14 protein-coding genes are annotated in these 14,383 nt (G+C 29.4%); 5 read left to right on the top strand and 9 right to left on the bottom strand.

The window, feature by feature from the left end; translation table 11 throughout:
* The first annotated feature begins 2 nt into the window (after positions 1 to 2).
* Complete coding sequence (locus B3N22_RS08620) at positions 3 to 263, top strand: HPr family phosphocarrier protein (RefSeq protein WP_021802084.1); 261 nt, start codon at positions 3 to 5, stop codon at positions 261 to 263.
* A gap of 27 nt (positions 264 to 290) precedes the next feature.
* Here the strand turns inward: B3N22_RS08620 and B3N22_RS08615 are convergent, their stop codons facing one another.
* Positions 291 to 512: a DUF378 domain-containing protein gene (locus tag B3N22_RS08615; RefSeq protein WP_021802083.1), complete on the bottom strand. Its 222-nt coding sequence runs from the start codon at positions 510 to 512 to the stop codon at positions 291 to 293.
* Between the two features lie 144 nt (positions 513 to 656).
* Between B3N22_RS08615 and purB the strand changes: the two genes are divergently transcribed.
* Entirely contained in the window at positions 657 to 2,093 is a 1,437-nt protein-coding gene (gene purB / locus B3N22_RS08610) for an adenylosuccinate lyase (protein WP_286906324.1), read from the top strand.
* A 21-nt stretch (positions 2,094 to 2,114) separates the two neighbouring features.
* Here purB and B3N22_RS08605 read toward each other — a convergent pair whose 3' ends face one another.
* Entirely contained in the window at positions 2,115 to 3,008 is an 894-nt protein-coding gene (locus B3N22_RS08605; protein WP_286906322.1) for a coiled-coil domain-containing protein, read from the bottom strand.
* A gap of 243 nt (positions 3,009 to 3,251) precedes the next feature.
* Here B3N22_RS08605 and B3N22_RS08600 point away from each other — a divergent pair, with 243 nt between their 5' ends.
* Entirely contained in the window at positions 3,252 to 4,241 is a 990-nt protein-coding gene (locus tag B3N22_RS08600) for a tyrosine recombinase XerC (protein ID WP_286906320.1), read from the top strand.
* Positions 4,242 to 4,421: 180 nt separating this feature from the next.
* Here B3N22_RS08600 and B3N22_RS08595 read toward each other — a convergent pair whose 3' ends face one another.
* Complete coding sequence (locus B3N22_RS08595) at positions 4,422 to 4,808, bottom strand: hypothetical protein (RefSeq protein WP_286906318.1); 387 nt, start codon at positions 4,806 to 4,808, stop codon at positions 4,422 to 4,424.
* A 138-nt stretch (positions 4,809 to 4,946) separates the two neighbouring features.
* On the opposite strand from B3N22_RS08595, the gene lexA reads away from it, so the two are divergent.
* Entirely contained in the window at positions 4,947 to 5,546 is a 600-nt protein-coding gene (gene lexA, locus B3N22_RS08590; protein ID WP_286906316.1) for a transcriptional repressor LexA, read from the top strand.
* Between the two features lie 42 nt (positions 5,547 to 5,588).
* Here the strand turns inward: lexA and B3N22_RS08585 are convergent, their stop codons facing one another.
* The 6 genes from B3N22_RS08585 to miaB all read right to left on the bottom strand — a co-directional run bounded on the left by B3N22_RS08585 (position 5,589) and on the right by miaB (position 14,089).
* A complete protein-coding gene (locus B3N22_RS08585) occupies positions 5,589 to 6,878 on the bottom strand; it encodes a methionine gamma-lyase family protein (protein WP_286906314.1) in 1,290 nt (429 codons plus the stop codon).
* A 68-nt stretch (positions 6,879 to 6,946) separates the two neighbouring features.
* On the bottom strand, positions 6,947 to 7,180 hold the full coding sequence (gene hfq, locus B3N22_RS08580; RefSeq protein ID WP_021802076.1) for an RNA chaperone Hfq: 234 nt from the start codon (positions 7,178 to 7,180) through the stop codon (positions 6,947 to 6,949).
* Between the two features lie 48 nt (positions 7,181 to 7,228).
* Positions 7,229 to 8,173 carry a tRNA (adenosine(37)-N6)-dimethylallyltransferase MiaA gene (miaA, locus tag B3N22_RS08575; RefSeq protein ID WP_286906311.1) on the bottom strand — a complete coding sequence of 315 codons (945 nt, stop codon included), beginning with the start codon at positions 8,171 to 8,173 and terminating at the stop codon, positions 7,229 to 7,231.
* Position 8,174: 1 nt separating this feature from the next.
* On the bottom strand, positions 8,175 to 10,037 hold the full coding sequence (mutL, locus tag B3N22_RS08570) for a DNA mismatch repair endonuclease MutL (protein WP_286906309.1): 1,863 nt from the start codon (positions 10,035 to 10,037) through the stop codon (positions 8,175 to 8,177).
* Positions 10,038 to 10,054: 17 nt separating this feature from the next.
* Positions 10,055 to 12,664, bottom strand: a complete 2,610-nt coding sequence (gene mutS, locus B3N22_RS08565; RefSeq protein ID WP_286906307.1) for a DNA mismatch repair protein MutS — start codon at positions 12,662 to 12,664, stop codon at positions 10,055 to 10,057.
* 45 nt (positions 12,665 to 12,709) lie between these two features.
* Complete coding sequence (gene miaB, locus B3N22_RS08560) at positions 12,710 to 14,089, bottom strand: tRNA (N6-isopentenyl adenosine(37)-C2)-methylthiotransferase MiaB (protein ID WP_286906304.1); 1,380 nt, start codon at positions 14,087 to 14,089, stop codon at positions 12,710 to 12,712.
* A gap of 112 nt (positions 14,090 to 14,201) precedes the next feature.
* Between miaB and B3N22_RS08555 the strand changes: the two genes are divergently transcribed.
* Positions 14,202 to 14,375 carry a hypothetical protein gene (locus B3N22_RS08555; protein WP_181603805.1) on the top strand — a complete coding sequence of 58 codons (174 nt, stop codon included), beginning with the start codon at positions 14,202 to 14,204 and terminating at the stop codon, positions 14,373 to 14,375.
* The last annotated feature ends 8 nt before the right edge of the window (positions 14,376 to 14,383 follow it).

Below are 14,383 nucleotides of genomic sequence, written 5' to 3'. Positions count from 1 at the left end.
AGATGGTAGTTAAAGAAGTTTTAGTAAAAAACGCTACTGGATTACATGCAAGACCAGCTACTTTATTAGTAAAGAAGGCTTCATCTTTTAAGTCTGATGTTCAAATCGAGTATAATGGAAAAAAAGCAAACGTTAAAAGTTTAATTGGAGTATTATCTTTAGGAGTTACTAAAGATGCTTTAGTAAAAGTTATAGCTTCAGGCGATGACGAAACTTTAGCAGTAGAAGAAGTTGTTAAATTAATAGAAACTTTAGAAGAATAATAAAAAAGGTTCGTATAGAACCTTTTTTTATTGCTCTCTTTTTAATATCATTTTACTTCTAAAAACTAGTGCGACTAAATTTAATCCTGAAACAAATACTATAATATATATTATGCGTTCTAATAATGGGGCAAATCCAAATAGATAATGAACAAGGTTGAAGTTACATAGACCGTATAACCCCCAATTGATAGAGCCTATAATAACAAATAAAAAAGAAAGTTTGTCTAATAGATTAACTTTATACATATAACCATCTCCCATAATATAATATATGTTTAATTTATATTCATGAAAAAATAGTAATATAACTGATATTTTTTATAAAATATGATATAATAAAATGCGAACTAAAATTAATAAAATAACAAATACATTCGTATGGAGGTTTTTATGACTAGAACTGATTTATACAGTACACCATTAAATTCAAGATATGCATCTAAGGAGATGAGTTTTTTATTCTCAGATGATATGAAGTTTACTACATGGAGAAAACTTTGGGTTGCATTAGCTGAATGTGAAAAGGAATTAGGCCTTAATATAACTGAAGAACAAGTTAACGAATTAAAGGCTAATATATATAATATAAACTATGAGGAAGCTATAAAAAGAGAAAAAGAAGTGAGACATGACGTTATGAGTCATGTATATGCATATGGACTGCAATGTCCTTCTGCTAAAGGAATAATACATTTAGGGGCTACATCATGTTATGTAGGTGATAATACTGATGTTATAATAATGAAGGAAGCTTTATTATTAATAAAGAAAAAGATTGTAAGTGTTTTAGCGCTGCTTAAAGAATTTTCTTTAAAATATAAAAATATGCCTACACTAGGATTTACACATTTTCAACCTGCTCAGTTAACTACAGTAGGGAAAAGAGCAACTTTGTGGATGCAGGATTTGGTTATGGATGTTGAAAATATAGATCATGTATTAAGCACATTGAAGCTTAGAGGAGTTAAAGGTACAACTGGAACTCAAGCTAGCTTTATGACTCTATTTGAAGGTGATGAAAGTAAGGTTAAAGCTTTAGATGTTATGGTAGCTAAAAGAATGGGTTTTGAGAAAAGTTATGGAGTAACAGGTCAAACTTACCCAAGAAAATTAGACTCTATAGTTTTAAATACATTATCAGAAGTTGCGCAAAGTGCATATAAATTCTCTAATGATTTAAGACTTTTACAAAGCATGAAGGAAGTAGAGGAGCCTTTTGAAAAAAATCAAATAGGATCATCAGCTATGGCTTATAAAAGAAATCCTATGAGATCGGAAAGAATAGGAGCTTTAGCAAGATATGTAATAGTAGATTCATTAAATCCAGCAGTTACTGCAGCTACTCAATGGTTTGAAAGAACTTTAGATGACTCTGCAAATAAAAGAATAGCAGTAGCAGAAGCATTTTTAGCTTTAGATGGAGTGTTAAATCTATATATGAATATATCTGAAGGTATGGTGGTTTATGACAAGGTAATAGCGGCTCATGTAAATAATGAATTACCTTTTATGGCGACTGAAAACATAATGATGGAAGCTGTTAAAAAAGGTGGAGATAGACAGGAATTACATGAAAAGATAAGAGGTTATTCTATGGAAGCTTCTCAAAGAGTAAAAGGAGAAGGGTTAAATAATGATTTAATAGATAGAATAATAGCTGATGGTGGTTTTGGGTTAACTGAAAATGAAATTAGAGATATAATAGATCCTAATAAGTTTATTGGAAGATCTCCAAGTCAAGTAGAAGAGTTTATAGAAGAGTACATAAATCCTATATTAGAAAACAATTCTGAAGGGCTTAATTTAAAAGCTGAAATAAATGTTTAGATGAAGTAGAGGAGAAGACTGTTAATTAGTCTTCTCCTTATTTTTTTCTTTTAAGGTTTTAATTTCTGATTTTAATTTCTCGATTTCATTATCTTTTTCGCTTAATGAGAACTTTAATTCGGTGGAAATCTTTAAATCATAATACTTTTCTAAACTTTCTTTAAGTTCATCAGCTGTAAGTTTTTTTTCTCTTTGAAATTCATCTTTCATTTTAGATATTTCTTCTTTGTTAGTGGATTTTATAGTAGTAATTTCGTCTTTGGCTTGGGTTAAAGAGGATTGTAAAAACTCTAATTTACTTTCTATAGAGTTTATATATAGATTCTTTTCTATGATAGTATTGTTTGATGAATTTATCTTTTCCTGAAGATCTTTACTTAAGATTTCATATTCTTTTGCTTTGATATTTTCTTCTTCTAGCTCTTTTATTTTAAAAGATAAAGCCTCATTATCTTTTGTTATTTTATTTATAAGAAACTTATTCTGAGCTTGCATTTCATCATAAACTTTTAGTGAAGTTTCTTTTTTGTTTAAGGATTCCTTGAGTTCTAAAAATTCTTCTTGTAATTTTTCATTTTTATCTTTTAGTTTTTTTAATTCTTTATTTAGTGAAATAATTATATTGCTTTTTTCCTCTAAGTCTTTATTAAATTCTGTTTTAAATCTTTCTTCTTCGGTTAAATTGATTTCTAAAGAAGTTAAATACAAATTTTGTATTCTAGAAATGTATTCCTCGAAAATTTCAATTTCTTTTTTTCTATCCTTAAAAACTTCTTTTGCTTCCTTTAGTTCAAACACATGTAATAAGTTTGCTAAACATTGTTCTTGTGTCATTCCATGTGTTTCAGCTGTTTCTCTAAATGATTTTATAGTTTCTTCTGATAATCTAAATGTTGTCGCCTTTATTTCTCCCATAATACGCCTCCTGTAATACATATAAATACATTGTAATATATGTGTATTACAAAAGGCAAGTTTAATTAAAGAAATTGATTTGAAAATTCGATTAAACGTAAAAATTTACTATGATTTTAAGCTAAAAATATATTCCTGGAAGAATAACGTCGCTAAATGCTTATTTAGCGACATATTTTGCTTGAAAAAAGGGCTAAAAAGGTATAAAATACTAATTATTAAGGCGACAAAGGAGAAAATTTAATGAAATATGATATAAATATAGCTTACGATGATAATATTCCTGAATTATTAGCTGATTTTCTAAATTATCTAAGTACAATTAGAGGGAAATCTCCTAATACTATTGATGGCTACAGAATTGACATTATGATGTTTTTTAAGTTTATAGCAATATATAAAGGTAAAGCTCATAAGAATACTGAGTTTAATGAGGTTGATTTAAGTTTTATAGATGAGGCTTTTATAAATAGTATAAAACTTTCGGATTTGTATGCATTTGTTTCATTTGCAGAAAAACAACGAGAAAACGGAACTTATGCTAGGGCTAGAAAAGTGGCTGCTTTAAAGTCTTTTTTTAATTTTTTATCAGGAAAACAAGGAATAGTTAGAAATAATCCAGCTAAGGAGTTAGAATCTCCAAAACTTAATAAACGCCACCCTGTTTATTTAACCTTGGATGAGTCTATTAAGCTTTTGAATTCTATGGATAGAAGTTATAAATTTTATGCTAGAGATTACTGCATGATAACTATATTTTTAAATTGCGGAGTGCGTGTTTCAGAGCTTTGTGGTATAAATATATCTAAAATTAAGGGAGATATATTAACTATTATAGGAAAAGGTAATAAAGAAAGAACAGTTTATTTAAACGAAGCATGCATTAAAGCTTTAGATTCTTATATGATAGAAAGAAAAAAAATAAAGAATATATCCGAGAATGACAATGATGCTCTCTTTATAAGTTCCAAGGGAACGAGAATAAATAAAAGAAGCGTCGAAAGAATAGTAAAAAAATATACTATAGAAGCTGGATTAACTGAGCAAAAATACACTCCTCATAAATTACGCCACACTGCTGCTACTCTCATGTATAAGCATGGAAATGTAGATATAAGAAGCCTTCAAAGCATTTTAGGTCATGATAGCATATCTACAACTCAGATATATACTCATGTTGATGATGAGGTTTTAAGAGAAGCTGTAAAACAAAATCCTTTATCAAAGTTATAAACATCCGCTCTGTAAAAGTTTTTCTATTAAAAAAAATTCATTAGATGCATTACCAAAATGTGTCCATAAAATTATACTAACACCAACCATTATGTTTAATAAGAAGTTAAATAGTTAAATAGAAAAGTAGTTAAATAGAAAACCAGAAAACTTCTTAAAAATAAAGGATAAAGAGACTTATTAAAATCTCTTTATCCTAATTAATCCTGGGTAAATCTCCTCTGAGTTTTCTTCTAATGCAATATCATCATCTAAAATATTTTGAACATCATCTATATACTCAATGTGATCCCATGCATCTTCGTACTCTTCTTCTTCCAAAAAGCTTGATTCATCAAAAACTTCTACGCTATCTTCTTGATCATCTATTTCTTCTTTAAGGGATTCACTAGCTTTTATTGAAGTTTCTTCAGATACTTTAGCAATTTCTTCGATTTTAATTGCCCTGATGTCTACTCCCTCAGCTTCTAAACATTTTCCGCAATTATTACAAATTTTATTTGAATTATATATACAATTATCGTCATCTGCAAATTCAGAATCATTAAAAACATTAGTCTTATCCATTATAATTCTCCTTTTATTTTATTACAAACTAGATTATATCAAATTAGCATAAACTAATCAAATTAACTTATGGGAACATAGGTTTGAATATTTGAAATACGTATGTTATAATAGGAATCAGTTAGAGAGGTGTTAATAATGACAAGGGATAAACAATCAGAAATATATAAATTTCTTAAAACCTATACTGAAAACAAAGGATACCCACCGTCTGTAAGAGAAATATGTGAGGCTGTAGATTTAAAGTCAACCTCAACTGTTCATGGTCATCTTAAGAGACTTGAGAAAAAGGGTTTTATTAAAAGGGATCCTACTAAGCCAAGAGCTTTAGAGATTGTTGAATTAAATTCAGCTAAGAGAGAAATGCTTAACATACCTATAGTTGGTAAGGTTACTGCTGGAACTCCTATATTAGCTACACAAAATATAGAGGATTCATTTCCTATACCTATTGAATATATAAAACATGATAGAGAATTATTTATGCTTAAGGTTTCTGGTGAAAGTATGATTGAAGCTGGAATTAATGATGGTGATTTAGCTATAATTGAACAATGTACTACTGCTTTAAACGGAGATATTATAGTTGCATTAATAGAAAATGAAGCCACTATAAAGAGATTTTTTAAGGAAAAAGATCATATAAGATTGCAACCTGAAAATAAAACTATGGATCCTATTATAGTTGATAATTGTGCTATATTAGGTAAACTTGTTGGATTATTTAGAGCATATTAAAAACTGGCATTAAGCCAGTTTTTATTTTTTATAAAAATATATCTAATTTATTGATAATACCTTTGATAAAGCTATAAGTACACCTATTTTAGCGTGATCAAAGGTTAAACCACCTTGAAGGTATGCAATGTATGGCTCTCTTATTGGTGCATCAGCAGACAATTCTATACTTGATCCTTGAATAAAAGCACCAGCTGCCATTATAACTTGGTCATTATATCCTGGCATATCCCATGGCTCACACTCTAAAAATGAATCTATAGGAGATCCTTTTTGTATTCCCTTACAGAAAGCAATAAGCTTTTCTTTGTTTCCGAATTTTATAGCTTGAATTATATCACTTCTTTTGTCATTAAACTTAGGAAGTACTTCAAATCCAGCAAGTTCGAATATTCTTGAACAGAAAATAGCTCCTTTTAGTGCTTCAATTGCTATATGTGGGGCTAAAAACAATCCTTGATATAGACTTCTCATTACGCCAAAAGTAGAACCGCACTCCCCTCCTATTCCAGGAACAGTTAGTCTGTATGAAGCTTGAGTAACGTATTCTTCTCTACCTGCTATATACCCTCCTGTTGGAGCAATTCCGCCACCTATATTTTTGATTAATGAACCTGCTATTAAATCTGCACCTATTTCTGTAGGCTCTTTAGTATCTATAAATTCTCCATAGCAATTATCAACAAAAACAATTACTTCATTTTTTACATTCTTAATGAACTTTATAGCCTTTTCTAAGGCATCTAAACTAAAAGAATTTCTCCAACCATAACCTGTACTTCTTTGTAAGTGTACTAATTTTATAGAAGAATCTTCTTTTAATATTTTTTCTATCTCAGTGTAATTAAAATCTCCAGATTCAGTTAAGTCAATTTGTTTATAATTTACTCCATATTCTTTTAAAGAACCTATCTTTTTGGTTTCATCAAGACCTATTATATTATGTAAGGTATCATATGGTGTTCCTGTTACGGCAAGCATAGTGTCATTTGGACGAAGATTACCGAATAAGGCTGTACCTATCGCGTGAGTTCCATTTACAAAGTGTGGTCTTACTAGAGCACTTTCTGCCTTAAATATGTGTGCATATACCTTATCTAGAGCATCTCTCCCAATGTCTCCATAACCATAACCAGAAGAATTGGTAAAATGAGAGTCGCTTATTCTTTCTTCTTGAAGAGCTTTTAAGACTTTGATTTGGTTATACTCTCTTATCTCATCATAGATTTTAAATTGATCTTGAATATCCACTATTGTTTTATTATATAGATTTATAGTTTCTTCACTTATATTATATTGGCTCTTTATATATTCTATTGTTAAATCTAACATTTATATCCTCCGTTTTTTAAATACTTCATCAAATAAAAGCTCTCTATGCACTGCATAGAGAGTATATATTATACATTCTCGTTATTAAATAAAATTATTTTTGCAGGGTTTATAGTTGAAATGGCATGCTTATATATCATCATCTGCTTTCCATCACAATCTAAAATTACAGTAAATGCATCAAAACCTTTAACGTATCCTTTTAATTGAAAGCCATTTGTAAGGTATACAATTACAGCTATTTTATTTTTTCTTGCGCCATTTAAGAAGATATCTTGCAAGTTATTATTTTGCTTATTCATATAAACTCATCCTCCATATTTCCATAAGAAATTAATTCTATTATACTCTTAAGATTGTATTATGTCACCAGTTATTTTGTTAACAATATCTATATCACCATTAAAAGTATCCTTATCTATAAATATAGATCTAGGATCTTTTCGAAACCAAGTAAGTTGTCTTTTTGCATAGTTTCTACTTCCTTGTTTAATTGATTCTATAGCAAATTCTAAAGAGGTTTTGTTATTAAGGTGATCTAGAAGCTCTTTATATCCAATACCTTTCATTGACTGCGTATCACTTGTTAATCCCATGTTTTTTAGAGTTTTAACTTCATCAAGAAGACCTTTTGACATCATAAGATCTACTCTATAATTTATTCTTTCATAAAGAGTAGCTCTATCCATATTCAAAACATAATAATGTAAATCATAATCACAGTTATATATACCTTCTCCTAGATTATAAGATGAAAAAGATTTTCCTGTTAAATGATATACTTCTAAAGCGCGAATTACCCTCTTTACATTATTATAGTGAATCTGCTCTGAGGATATTGGGTCTACTTCTTTTAGCATATTGTGAAGATACTGATTTCCATGCTCTTCTGATAGCTTAAGTAGATGTTCTCTATACTCATCATCTTTTTCACTTTCAGTAAAAGTCATATCACAAATTATAGAATTTATATATAATCCAGTACCACCAACTATTATAGGTAACTTCCCTCTAGAATAGATATCTTCCATACTCTTTAGGCACATATCTTTAAAATCTGAAACTGAAAATTCTTCTCTAGGATCAAGAAAGTCTATTAAATAGTGAGGAATATCATCCATTTCTTCTTTGGATATTTTTGCTGAACCTATATCCATGTATTTATAGATTTGCATGGAGTCAGCTGAAATTATCTCTCCGTTTAATTCTTTTGCAAGTTTAATAGCTATATCACTCTTCCCAACTGCTGTAGGACCACCTATAACTAATAATTTCTTTTTGTTTGTTTTATTCATTTTAGGTAACTCTCCTAAATCTTTTTTCAAGTTCATAATTTGATATTTTTATTATTGTTGGCCTTCCATGAGGACAATGATAAGGATCTTTCATGTATCTCATAAGGTTTATAAGTTCTTTCATTTCTTCTAAGGTTAACTCATTATTAGCCTTTACAGCAGACTTACAAGATAATGTTGCTATTTTGTTATATTTTACTTCTAAGGTAGTGCCGCTTCCTAAGGCTTTAAGGTTATCTAGAATACTTAAAAATAGGCCCTTAGGATCTAGTTTACCTAAAAAGTACGGAACCTCTTTTATAGCAATGGTATTTACACCAAAGGGTTCGCAGGTGAATCCAGCATCTTCAAAAACTTTTAAATTATCTTCATAATAAACATAATCATCTAAAGTAAGCTGGATTACAGAAGGAATTAATAGAGGCTGAATCTCTACTTCCTTATTCTTTATAGAATCATAATACTTTTCAAAGAGATACTTCTCATGAGCTGCATGCTGATCTACAATATAGAGATTTTCATTATATTCACATAGTATATAGGTTTTGTTATATTGCCCTATAACCCTATAAGGTGGCAGCTTAGGCTCTGGTACTGTATCTATATAGTTAGGCTCTTTATGTATAGGTACAGTAGTGCTAGATTCGTAGGATTCATTAATCTCTTTTATTTCTGGTTTTACACTTTTAAGATCTACAGGTAATTCAACTGATTTTTGCTCTGTATAAGTTTCCGAAGAATATTCAGGATATACGGGCTTAGCAACCTCTGGAACTATTTTAGGAATAATTTCACTGAAAGAAGAGGTATCTTCAAAGTGTACATTTTCATATATTTCTTCTTTTGAAACTTCATCATTCATAAAAGAAGCTTTTACATTTTCTTTTAAAGCATTATGAACTGCATCAAAAACCACCTTGTATAGAATTCTCTCATCTTTAAATTTAATCTCTGCTTTAGTTGGATGTATATTTACATCAATAAATTCAGGATAAGTTTCTATATATACTACAAAAAAAGGAAACTTATTAACTGTAGCAAAGGACTTAAAAGCATTTTCTATCGAAGCTGTGATAGTTTTATTTTTTATATATCTTCCATTAATAAAAATACTTTGATTATTTCGGCTTCCTCTTGCAATCTCTTCTTTTCCAACGAAACCATGAACCGTTATTATATCTGTAGAAGCTTCAAAGGAAACTAAGTTTTCTAAAATATTTTTCCCATAAATGGTTCTAAGAACATCTTCTTCTTTTTCACTTCCGAAAGTTTGAAAAGCCTTTTTCCCGTTCATAATCAAAGTAAAGGCTACACTAGGATTAGCTATAGCAATCCTAGTTAATATATCATTAATTAAAGCACTCTCTCTTGATTGAGATTTCATAAATTTTTTTCTAGCGGGTACATTAAAGAATAAATCTCTAACCTCTATATAGGTTCCTTTATTTACTCCACTCTCCACAATATGATCTATACTTCCCCCAGTTAAAGATATTTCAACTCCAATATCATCTGAGGAAGTTTTAGATTTTAGTATGGTTTTAGATATAGAGGCAATAGATGCTAATGCCTCTCCTCTAAAGCCCAAGGTAATTATATTATATATATCCTCTACTTCTTTAATTTTAGAGGTTGCGTGAGGTAAGAAGGCTTTTGATATGTCTTCTTTGTGAATACCATCACCATCATCTATAACTTTTATAAGAGTTTCTCCGCCATTTTCTATTTCAACTATAATATTTTTGCTAGAAGCATCTATAGAATTTTCTACTAATTCCTTAACTACAGAAAAAGGTCTTTCTACTACTTCACCAGCAGCTATTTTATTTGAAGTTTGTGAATCTAATATATTTATTCTTTTCAAAGGGAGAAACACCTCCTTTATTTTAAAAGTTCTTTAGCTTCTTTAATAATATTGTGTAGACTATTCATTGCATCCATTGGAGTCATATTTAATATATCAAGGTTAGCTAATTTGCTTAACATCCCATCTTTAGCCAAGGACTCAAAATCCATCTGCATGGAAGTATCTACATTATTTTTTGATTTAGCTTTAGGTTTTTCTTTAGGTTCGATTTTAGCTTTTGAGGTTTGATTTTTTTCTAAACCTTCAAGTATATCTTTGGCTCTTTCTATAACTTCAGTAGGTAAACCAGCTAATTTTGCAACCTCTATTCCATAAGATTGATCGGCTCCACCTGGAACGATTTTTCGAAGGAAGATAATAGTATCGTTTATTTCTTTAACAGAAACAGAGAAATTTTTAACCCCACTAATCTCAGCTTCTAGTTGAGTTAATTCATGATAGTGGGTTGCAAATAATGTTCTAGGTTTTAGTTTACCTTTACTTAAATATTCTATAACAGACCATGCTATACTTAAACCATCATAAGTTGAGGTCCCCCTTCCAACTTCATCTAGAAGGACTAGAGAGTTAGAAGTTGCATTTTTTAATATATTTGAAACTTCCCACATCTCAACCATAAATGTAGATTTACCTCCAGCTAAATCATCTGAAGCACCTATTCTTGTAAATATTTTATCACAAATTCCTATATCACCAGATGTTGCAGGGATGAAACACCCAATTTGAGCCATTAAAGTTATAAGAGCTACCTGTCTCATATATGTAGATTTACCAGCCATATTAGGACCTGTGATTATTAATAATTGATTATCTTTAATGTCGAGTTTGGTATTATTAGATACAAACTCTCCTCTATCAATCACCTTTTCAACTACAGGATGCCTACCTTCTGTAATAGTAGTTTTTCCTAAATTATTTAGCTTAGGTCTAACATAGTTATTCTCCATAGCTAGTTTTGAGAACGTTGAAATTACATCTAGTTCAGATATAATCTTTGCTGTAAGTTTTAATCTATCCACAGCAGCTTCAACTTCATCACGAATTTCACAAAAGACATTGTATTCTAAAGCGATAAGTTTTTCTTCTGCACCTAATATATCGTCTTCAATTTTCTTTAACTCATCCGTTATGAATCTTTCGGCATTTGCAAGGGTTTGCTTTCTTATATATCTACCTTCAGGTATATTTGAATAATTAGCTTTACTTATTTCAATATAATATCCAAAAACTTTATTATATCCAACCTTTAAGGATTTAATCCCTGTAAACTCTCTTTCTTGGTTTTCTAAAGCTGCAATCCACTCTTTTCCTTTAAATTTAGCTTCTCTAAGCTTATCAATAGTTTCATTATATGAGTCTTTTATTATGTTTCCTTCTTTTATAGATAAAGAAGGATCCTCTAAAATAGAATTTTCTAGTAGATCTCTGATATCTGCTAATTCATCTAAGTCATTGTAATATGTATTAAATAAAGAACTATTGAACTTAGAGATTATGTTTTTAATAGTTGGCACCTTAAATAAAGATAATTTTAAGCTGATTAGATCTTTAGCTGATACATTTTTATTAGATACCTTACCTATTATTCTCTCTATATCATATATGGCCTTTAGAGCTTCTCTAAGCTCTTCTAAATCTATTAAGGTATTACGAAGTTCATCTACAGCATCAAGCCTATTATTAATCTTTTCTAAAGAAATAAGAGGCTCATCTATCCATCTTCTTAATGTTCTAGAACCCATAGATGTTTTAGTTTTATCTAATACCCAAAGCAGAGAATCTTTTTTATTTTTGTCTTTAATATTTTCAGTTAACTCTAGGTTTCTTCTTGAAGAGGCATCTATGGTCATAAAATCTTGTATATTATAGAAGTTTATAGTGTTAATATTAGACAAAGACATTTTTTGAGTATCTATAATATATTTTATTAATGAATTAATTGAAGATTTTTTTTCATCCTGAACCAAGTTAAACTCTATATCTTTGAATTGATCATAAAGATAGCTATAGTCATTCTCAAAATACATATTGTCTCTAAAAGAGATAAGTCCAGTATATATTAAAGCAAATTCAGCAGTATGATCTCTAAAATCATCATTTAATATCACTTCAGATGGTTTATATTTAGATATTTCATCTCCAATTAAAGAAATATCATATGTAAAACTGGTACAGTAGAAGTCCCCAGTTGAAATATCTGTTGAAGATATAGCACATAAATTTTCTTTAGATTTATATATAGACATAATAAAGTTATTTTTACTATCATCAATAAAAGCTGTATCTGTAAATGTTCCTGGAGTTATTACCTTTATTACATCTCTTTTAACTATTCCTTTAGCTAAAGCTGGATCTTCTACCTGCTCCCCTATAGCTACCTTGTAGCCTTTAGAAATAAGTCTTCCAATATAAGAGTTAGCAGCATGGTAAGGTATACCACACATAGGTGCCCTGTTCTCTAAACCACAGTCTCTACCTGTTAGAACAAGTTCTAATTCTTTTGAAGCTATTTCAGCATCTTCAAAAAACATTTCATAAAAATCGCCTAATCTAAAAAATAAGATACAATCTTTATACTTTTCTTTTATTTCAAAGTATTGTTGCATCATTGGAGTTAAAGCCATAATTACCCTCCTAAATTAGTTTAAAAGCTCTTAAAATAAGAGCTTTTATTTACATTCCTCGCCAGTTAATGAGAATGAACCAGCTTTAGTTATATTTACATTAATTAATTTTCCTATAGAATCTTTTGAACCTTCAAAGTTAACAAGTCTACCGTTTCTAGTTCTTCCAGTAAGTCTTGATTCTTGATTTTTACTTGTACCTTCTACAAAAACTTCAACTGTTTTATTTTCGTATACTTTGTTTTTTCTCTCTACTATTTCATTTAAAGTTTTAACTAATCTATTAAATCTTTCATGCTTGATTTCCTCTGGAATTTGATTTTCCATTCTATCAGCAGGAGTATGATTTCTTCTTGAATATATAAATGTAAAGGCAGAATCATATTCTACTTCTTTAACTAATTCTAAAGTATCTTCAAAGTCTTCATCAGTTTCACCAGGGAATCCAACTATGATATCTGTAGTTATAGAAACCTCAGGAATCTCTGCTTTTATCTTTTTAGCTAATTCGATATATTGTTCTTTAGTATAGTGTCTGTTCATAGCCTTTAATATAGCTGAAGAGCCACTTTGAACTGGTAAATGTACTTGCTCACATACCTTATCACATTCTTTTATAGCTAAAATAACATCATCAGTTAAATCCTTAGGATGAGAACTCATAAATCTTATTCTTTCAAGTCCTTTAACTTCATTTAAAGTTCTAAGTAGTTTTGCGAAAGACATTCCATCATTTAAATCCTTACCGTAAGAATTAACATTTTGGCCTAGTACAGTTATCTCTTTATATCCTTGAGAGATTAATTCTTCTACTTCTTTTACTATATCTTCTGGTTTTCTACTTCTTTCACGTCCTCTTACATAAGGAACTACGCAGTAAGTACAGAAGTTATTACAACCATACATTATAGTTACAAATGCTTTAACATCACTTTTTCTATCTATAGGGAGACCCTCTACTATGCCATCCTCTTTATTTATAATTTCCTTTACTTGAACCCCATCTTTTTGAACTCTATCTAGGTATTCAGGGAATTTATAAGAGTTGTGTGTACCAAAAATTATGTCTACAAAAGGGAAAGTTTTAAGAACCTTATCAGCCATTCCTTTTTGCTGCATCATACATCCGCAAATAGCTATAATTAGATTTGGTCTTTCTTCTTTAAGTTTCTTTAATTGACCTAAGTTACCGAAAACCTTATTTTCTGCATTTTCTCTAACACAACATGTGTTAAATATAATTATATCGGCATCTTCTTTAACTTCAGTATTTGAATAACCTATTCTTTTAAGCATTCCTGATATTTTTTCTGAATCTTCTTCATTCATTTGACATCCATAAGTGGAAATATGAAAGGTTTGAGTTAAGTTAGTAGATAAATTTTCTTCACCTTGTATCTTATCAATATATATTGAATTAGTCATGTATTGTTTCCTCCAATAGTATTTTATCAAATATAAATTATAACATAAAAATAAAAAATTTAGTAATAAAAAATTATAAATTTGAGAAAACTAAAAAAAAGGAGGGATTTAAATGTATGATTTAAAATCACTAGAGAATAATGATGAATACATGAACCCTAATAACGGACATCTGCGTAATAAAGATGTGAACTTTATTGCAGATAGAAGTTACTACAATGAGAAGCTTACGCCCTCATTGATGTATACTAAAAGTTCCTACGTACCAACAGAAGGATTATTTTAAAACCTAGA

The organism is Clostridium sp. UBA1652 (assembly GCF_002320975.1).
Lineage (GTDB): Bacteria > Bacillota > Clostridia > Clostridiales > Clostridiaceae > Clostridium_T > Clostridium_T intestinale.
This window is presented reverse-complemented; position numbering and strand designations above follow the sequence as displayed.

What these genes read in the sequence shown, in the direction of transcription:
- B3N22_RS08555 (WP_181603805.1), top strand. Translation starts at nt 14,202, where the DNA reads ATGTATGATTTAAAATCACTAGAGAATAATGATGAATACATGAACCCT.
- B3N22_RS08615 (WP_021802083.1), bottom strand. Translation starts at nt 512, where the DNA reads ATGTATAAAGTTAATCTATTAGACAAACTTTCTTTTTTATTTGTTATT.
- hfq (WP_021802076.1), bottom strand. Translation starts at nt 7,180, where the DNA reads ATGAATAAGCAAAATAATAACTTGCAAGATATCTTCTTAAATGGCGCA.
- B3N22_RS08595 (WP_286906318.1), bottom strand. Translation starts at nt 4,808, where the DNA reads ATGGATAAGACTAATGTTTTTAATGATTCTGAATTTGCAGATGACGAT.
- lexA (WP_286906316.1), top strand. Translation starts at nt 4,947, where the DNA reads ATGACAAGGGATAAACAATCAGAAATATATAAATTTCTTAAAACCTAT.
- miaB (WP_286906304.1), bottom strand. Translation starts at nt 14,089, where the DNA reads ATGACTAATTCAATATATATTGATAAGATACAAGGTGAAGAAAATTTA.
- purB (WP_286906324.1), top strand. Translation starts at nt 657, where the DNA reads ATGACTAGAACTGATTTATACAGTACACCATTAAATTCAAGATATGCA.
- mutS (WP_286906307.1), bottom strand. Translation starts at nt 12,664, where the DNA reads ATGGCTTTAACTCCAATGATGCAACAATACTTTGAAATAAAAGAAAAG.
- B3N22_RS08600 (WP_286906320.1), top strand. Translation starts at nt 3,252, where the DNA reads ATGAAATATGATATAAATATAGCTTACGATGATAATATTCCTGAATTA.
- B3N22_RS08585 (WP_286906314.1), bottom strand. Translation starts at nt 6,878, where the DNA reads ATGTTAGATTTAACAATAGAATATATAAAGAGCCAATATAATATAAGT.
- B3N22_RS08620 (WP_021802084.1), top strand. Translation starts at nt 3, where the DNA reads ATGGTAGTTAAAGAAGTTTTAGTAAAAAACGCTACTGGATTACATGCA.
- miaA (WP_286906311.1), bottom strand. Translation starts at nt 8,173, where the DNA reads ATGAATAAAACAAACAAAAAGAAATTATTAGTTATAGGTGGTCCTACA.
- B3N22_RS08605 (WP_286906322.1), bottom strand. Translation starts at nt 3,008, where the DNA reads ATGGGAGAAATAAAGGCGACAACATTTAGATTATCAGAAGAAACTATA.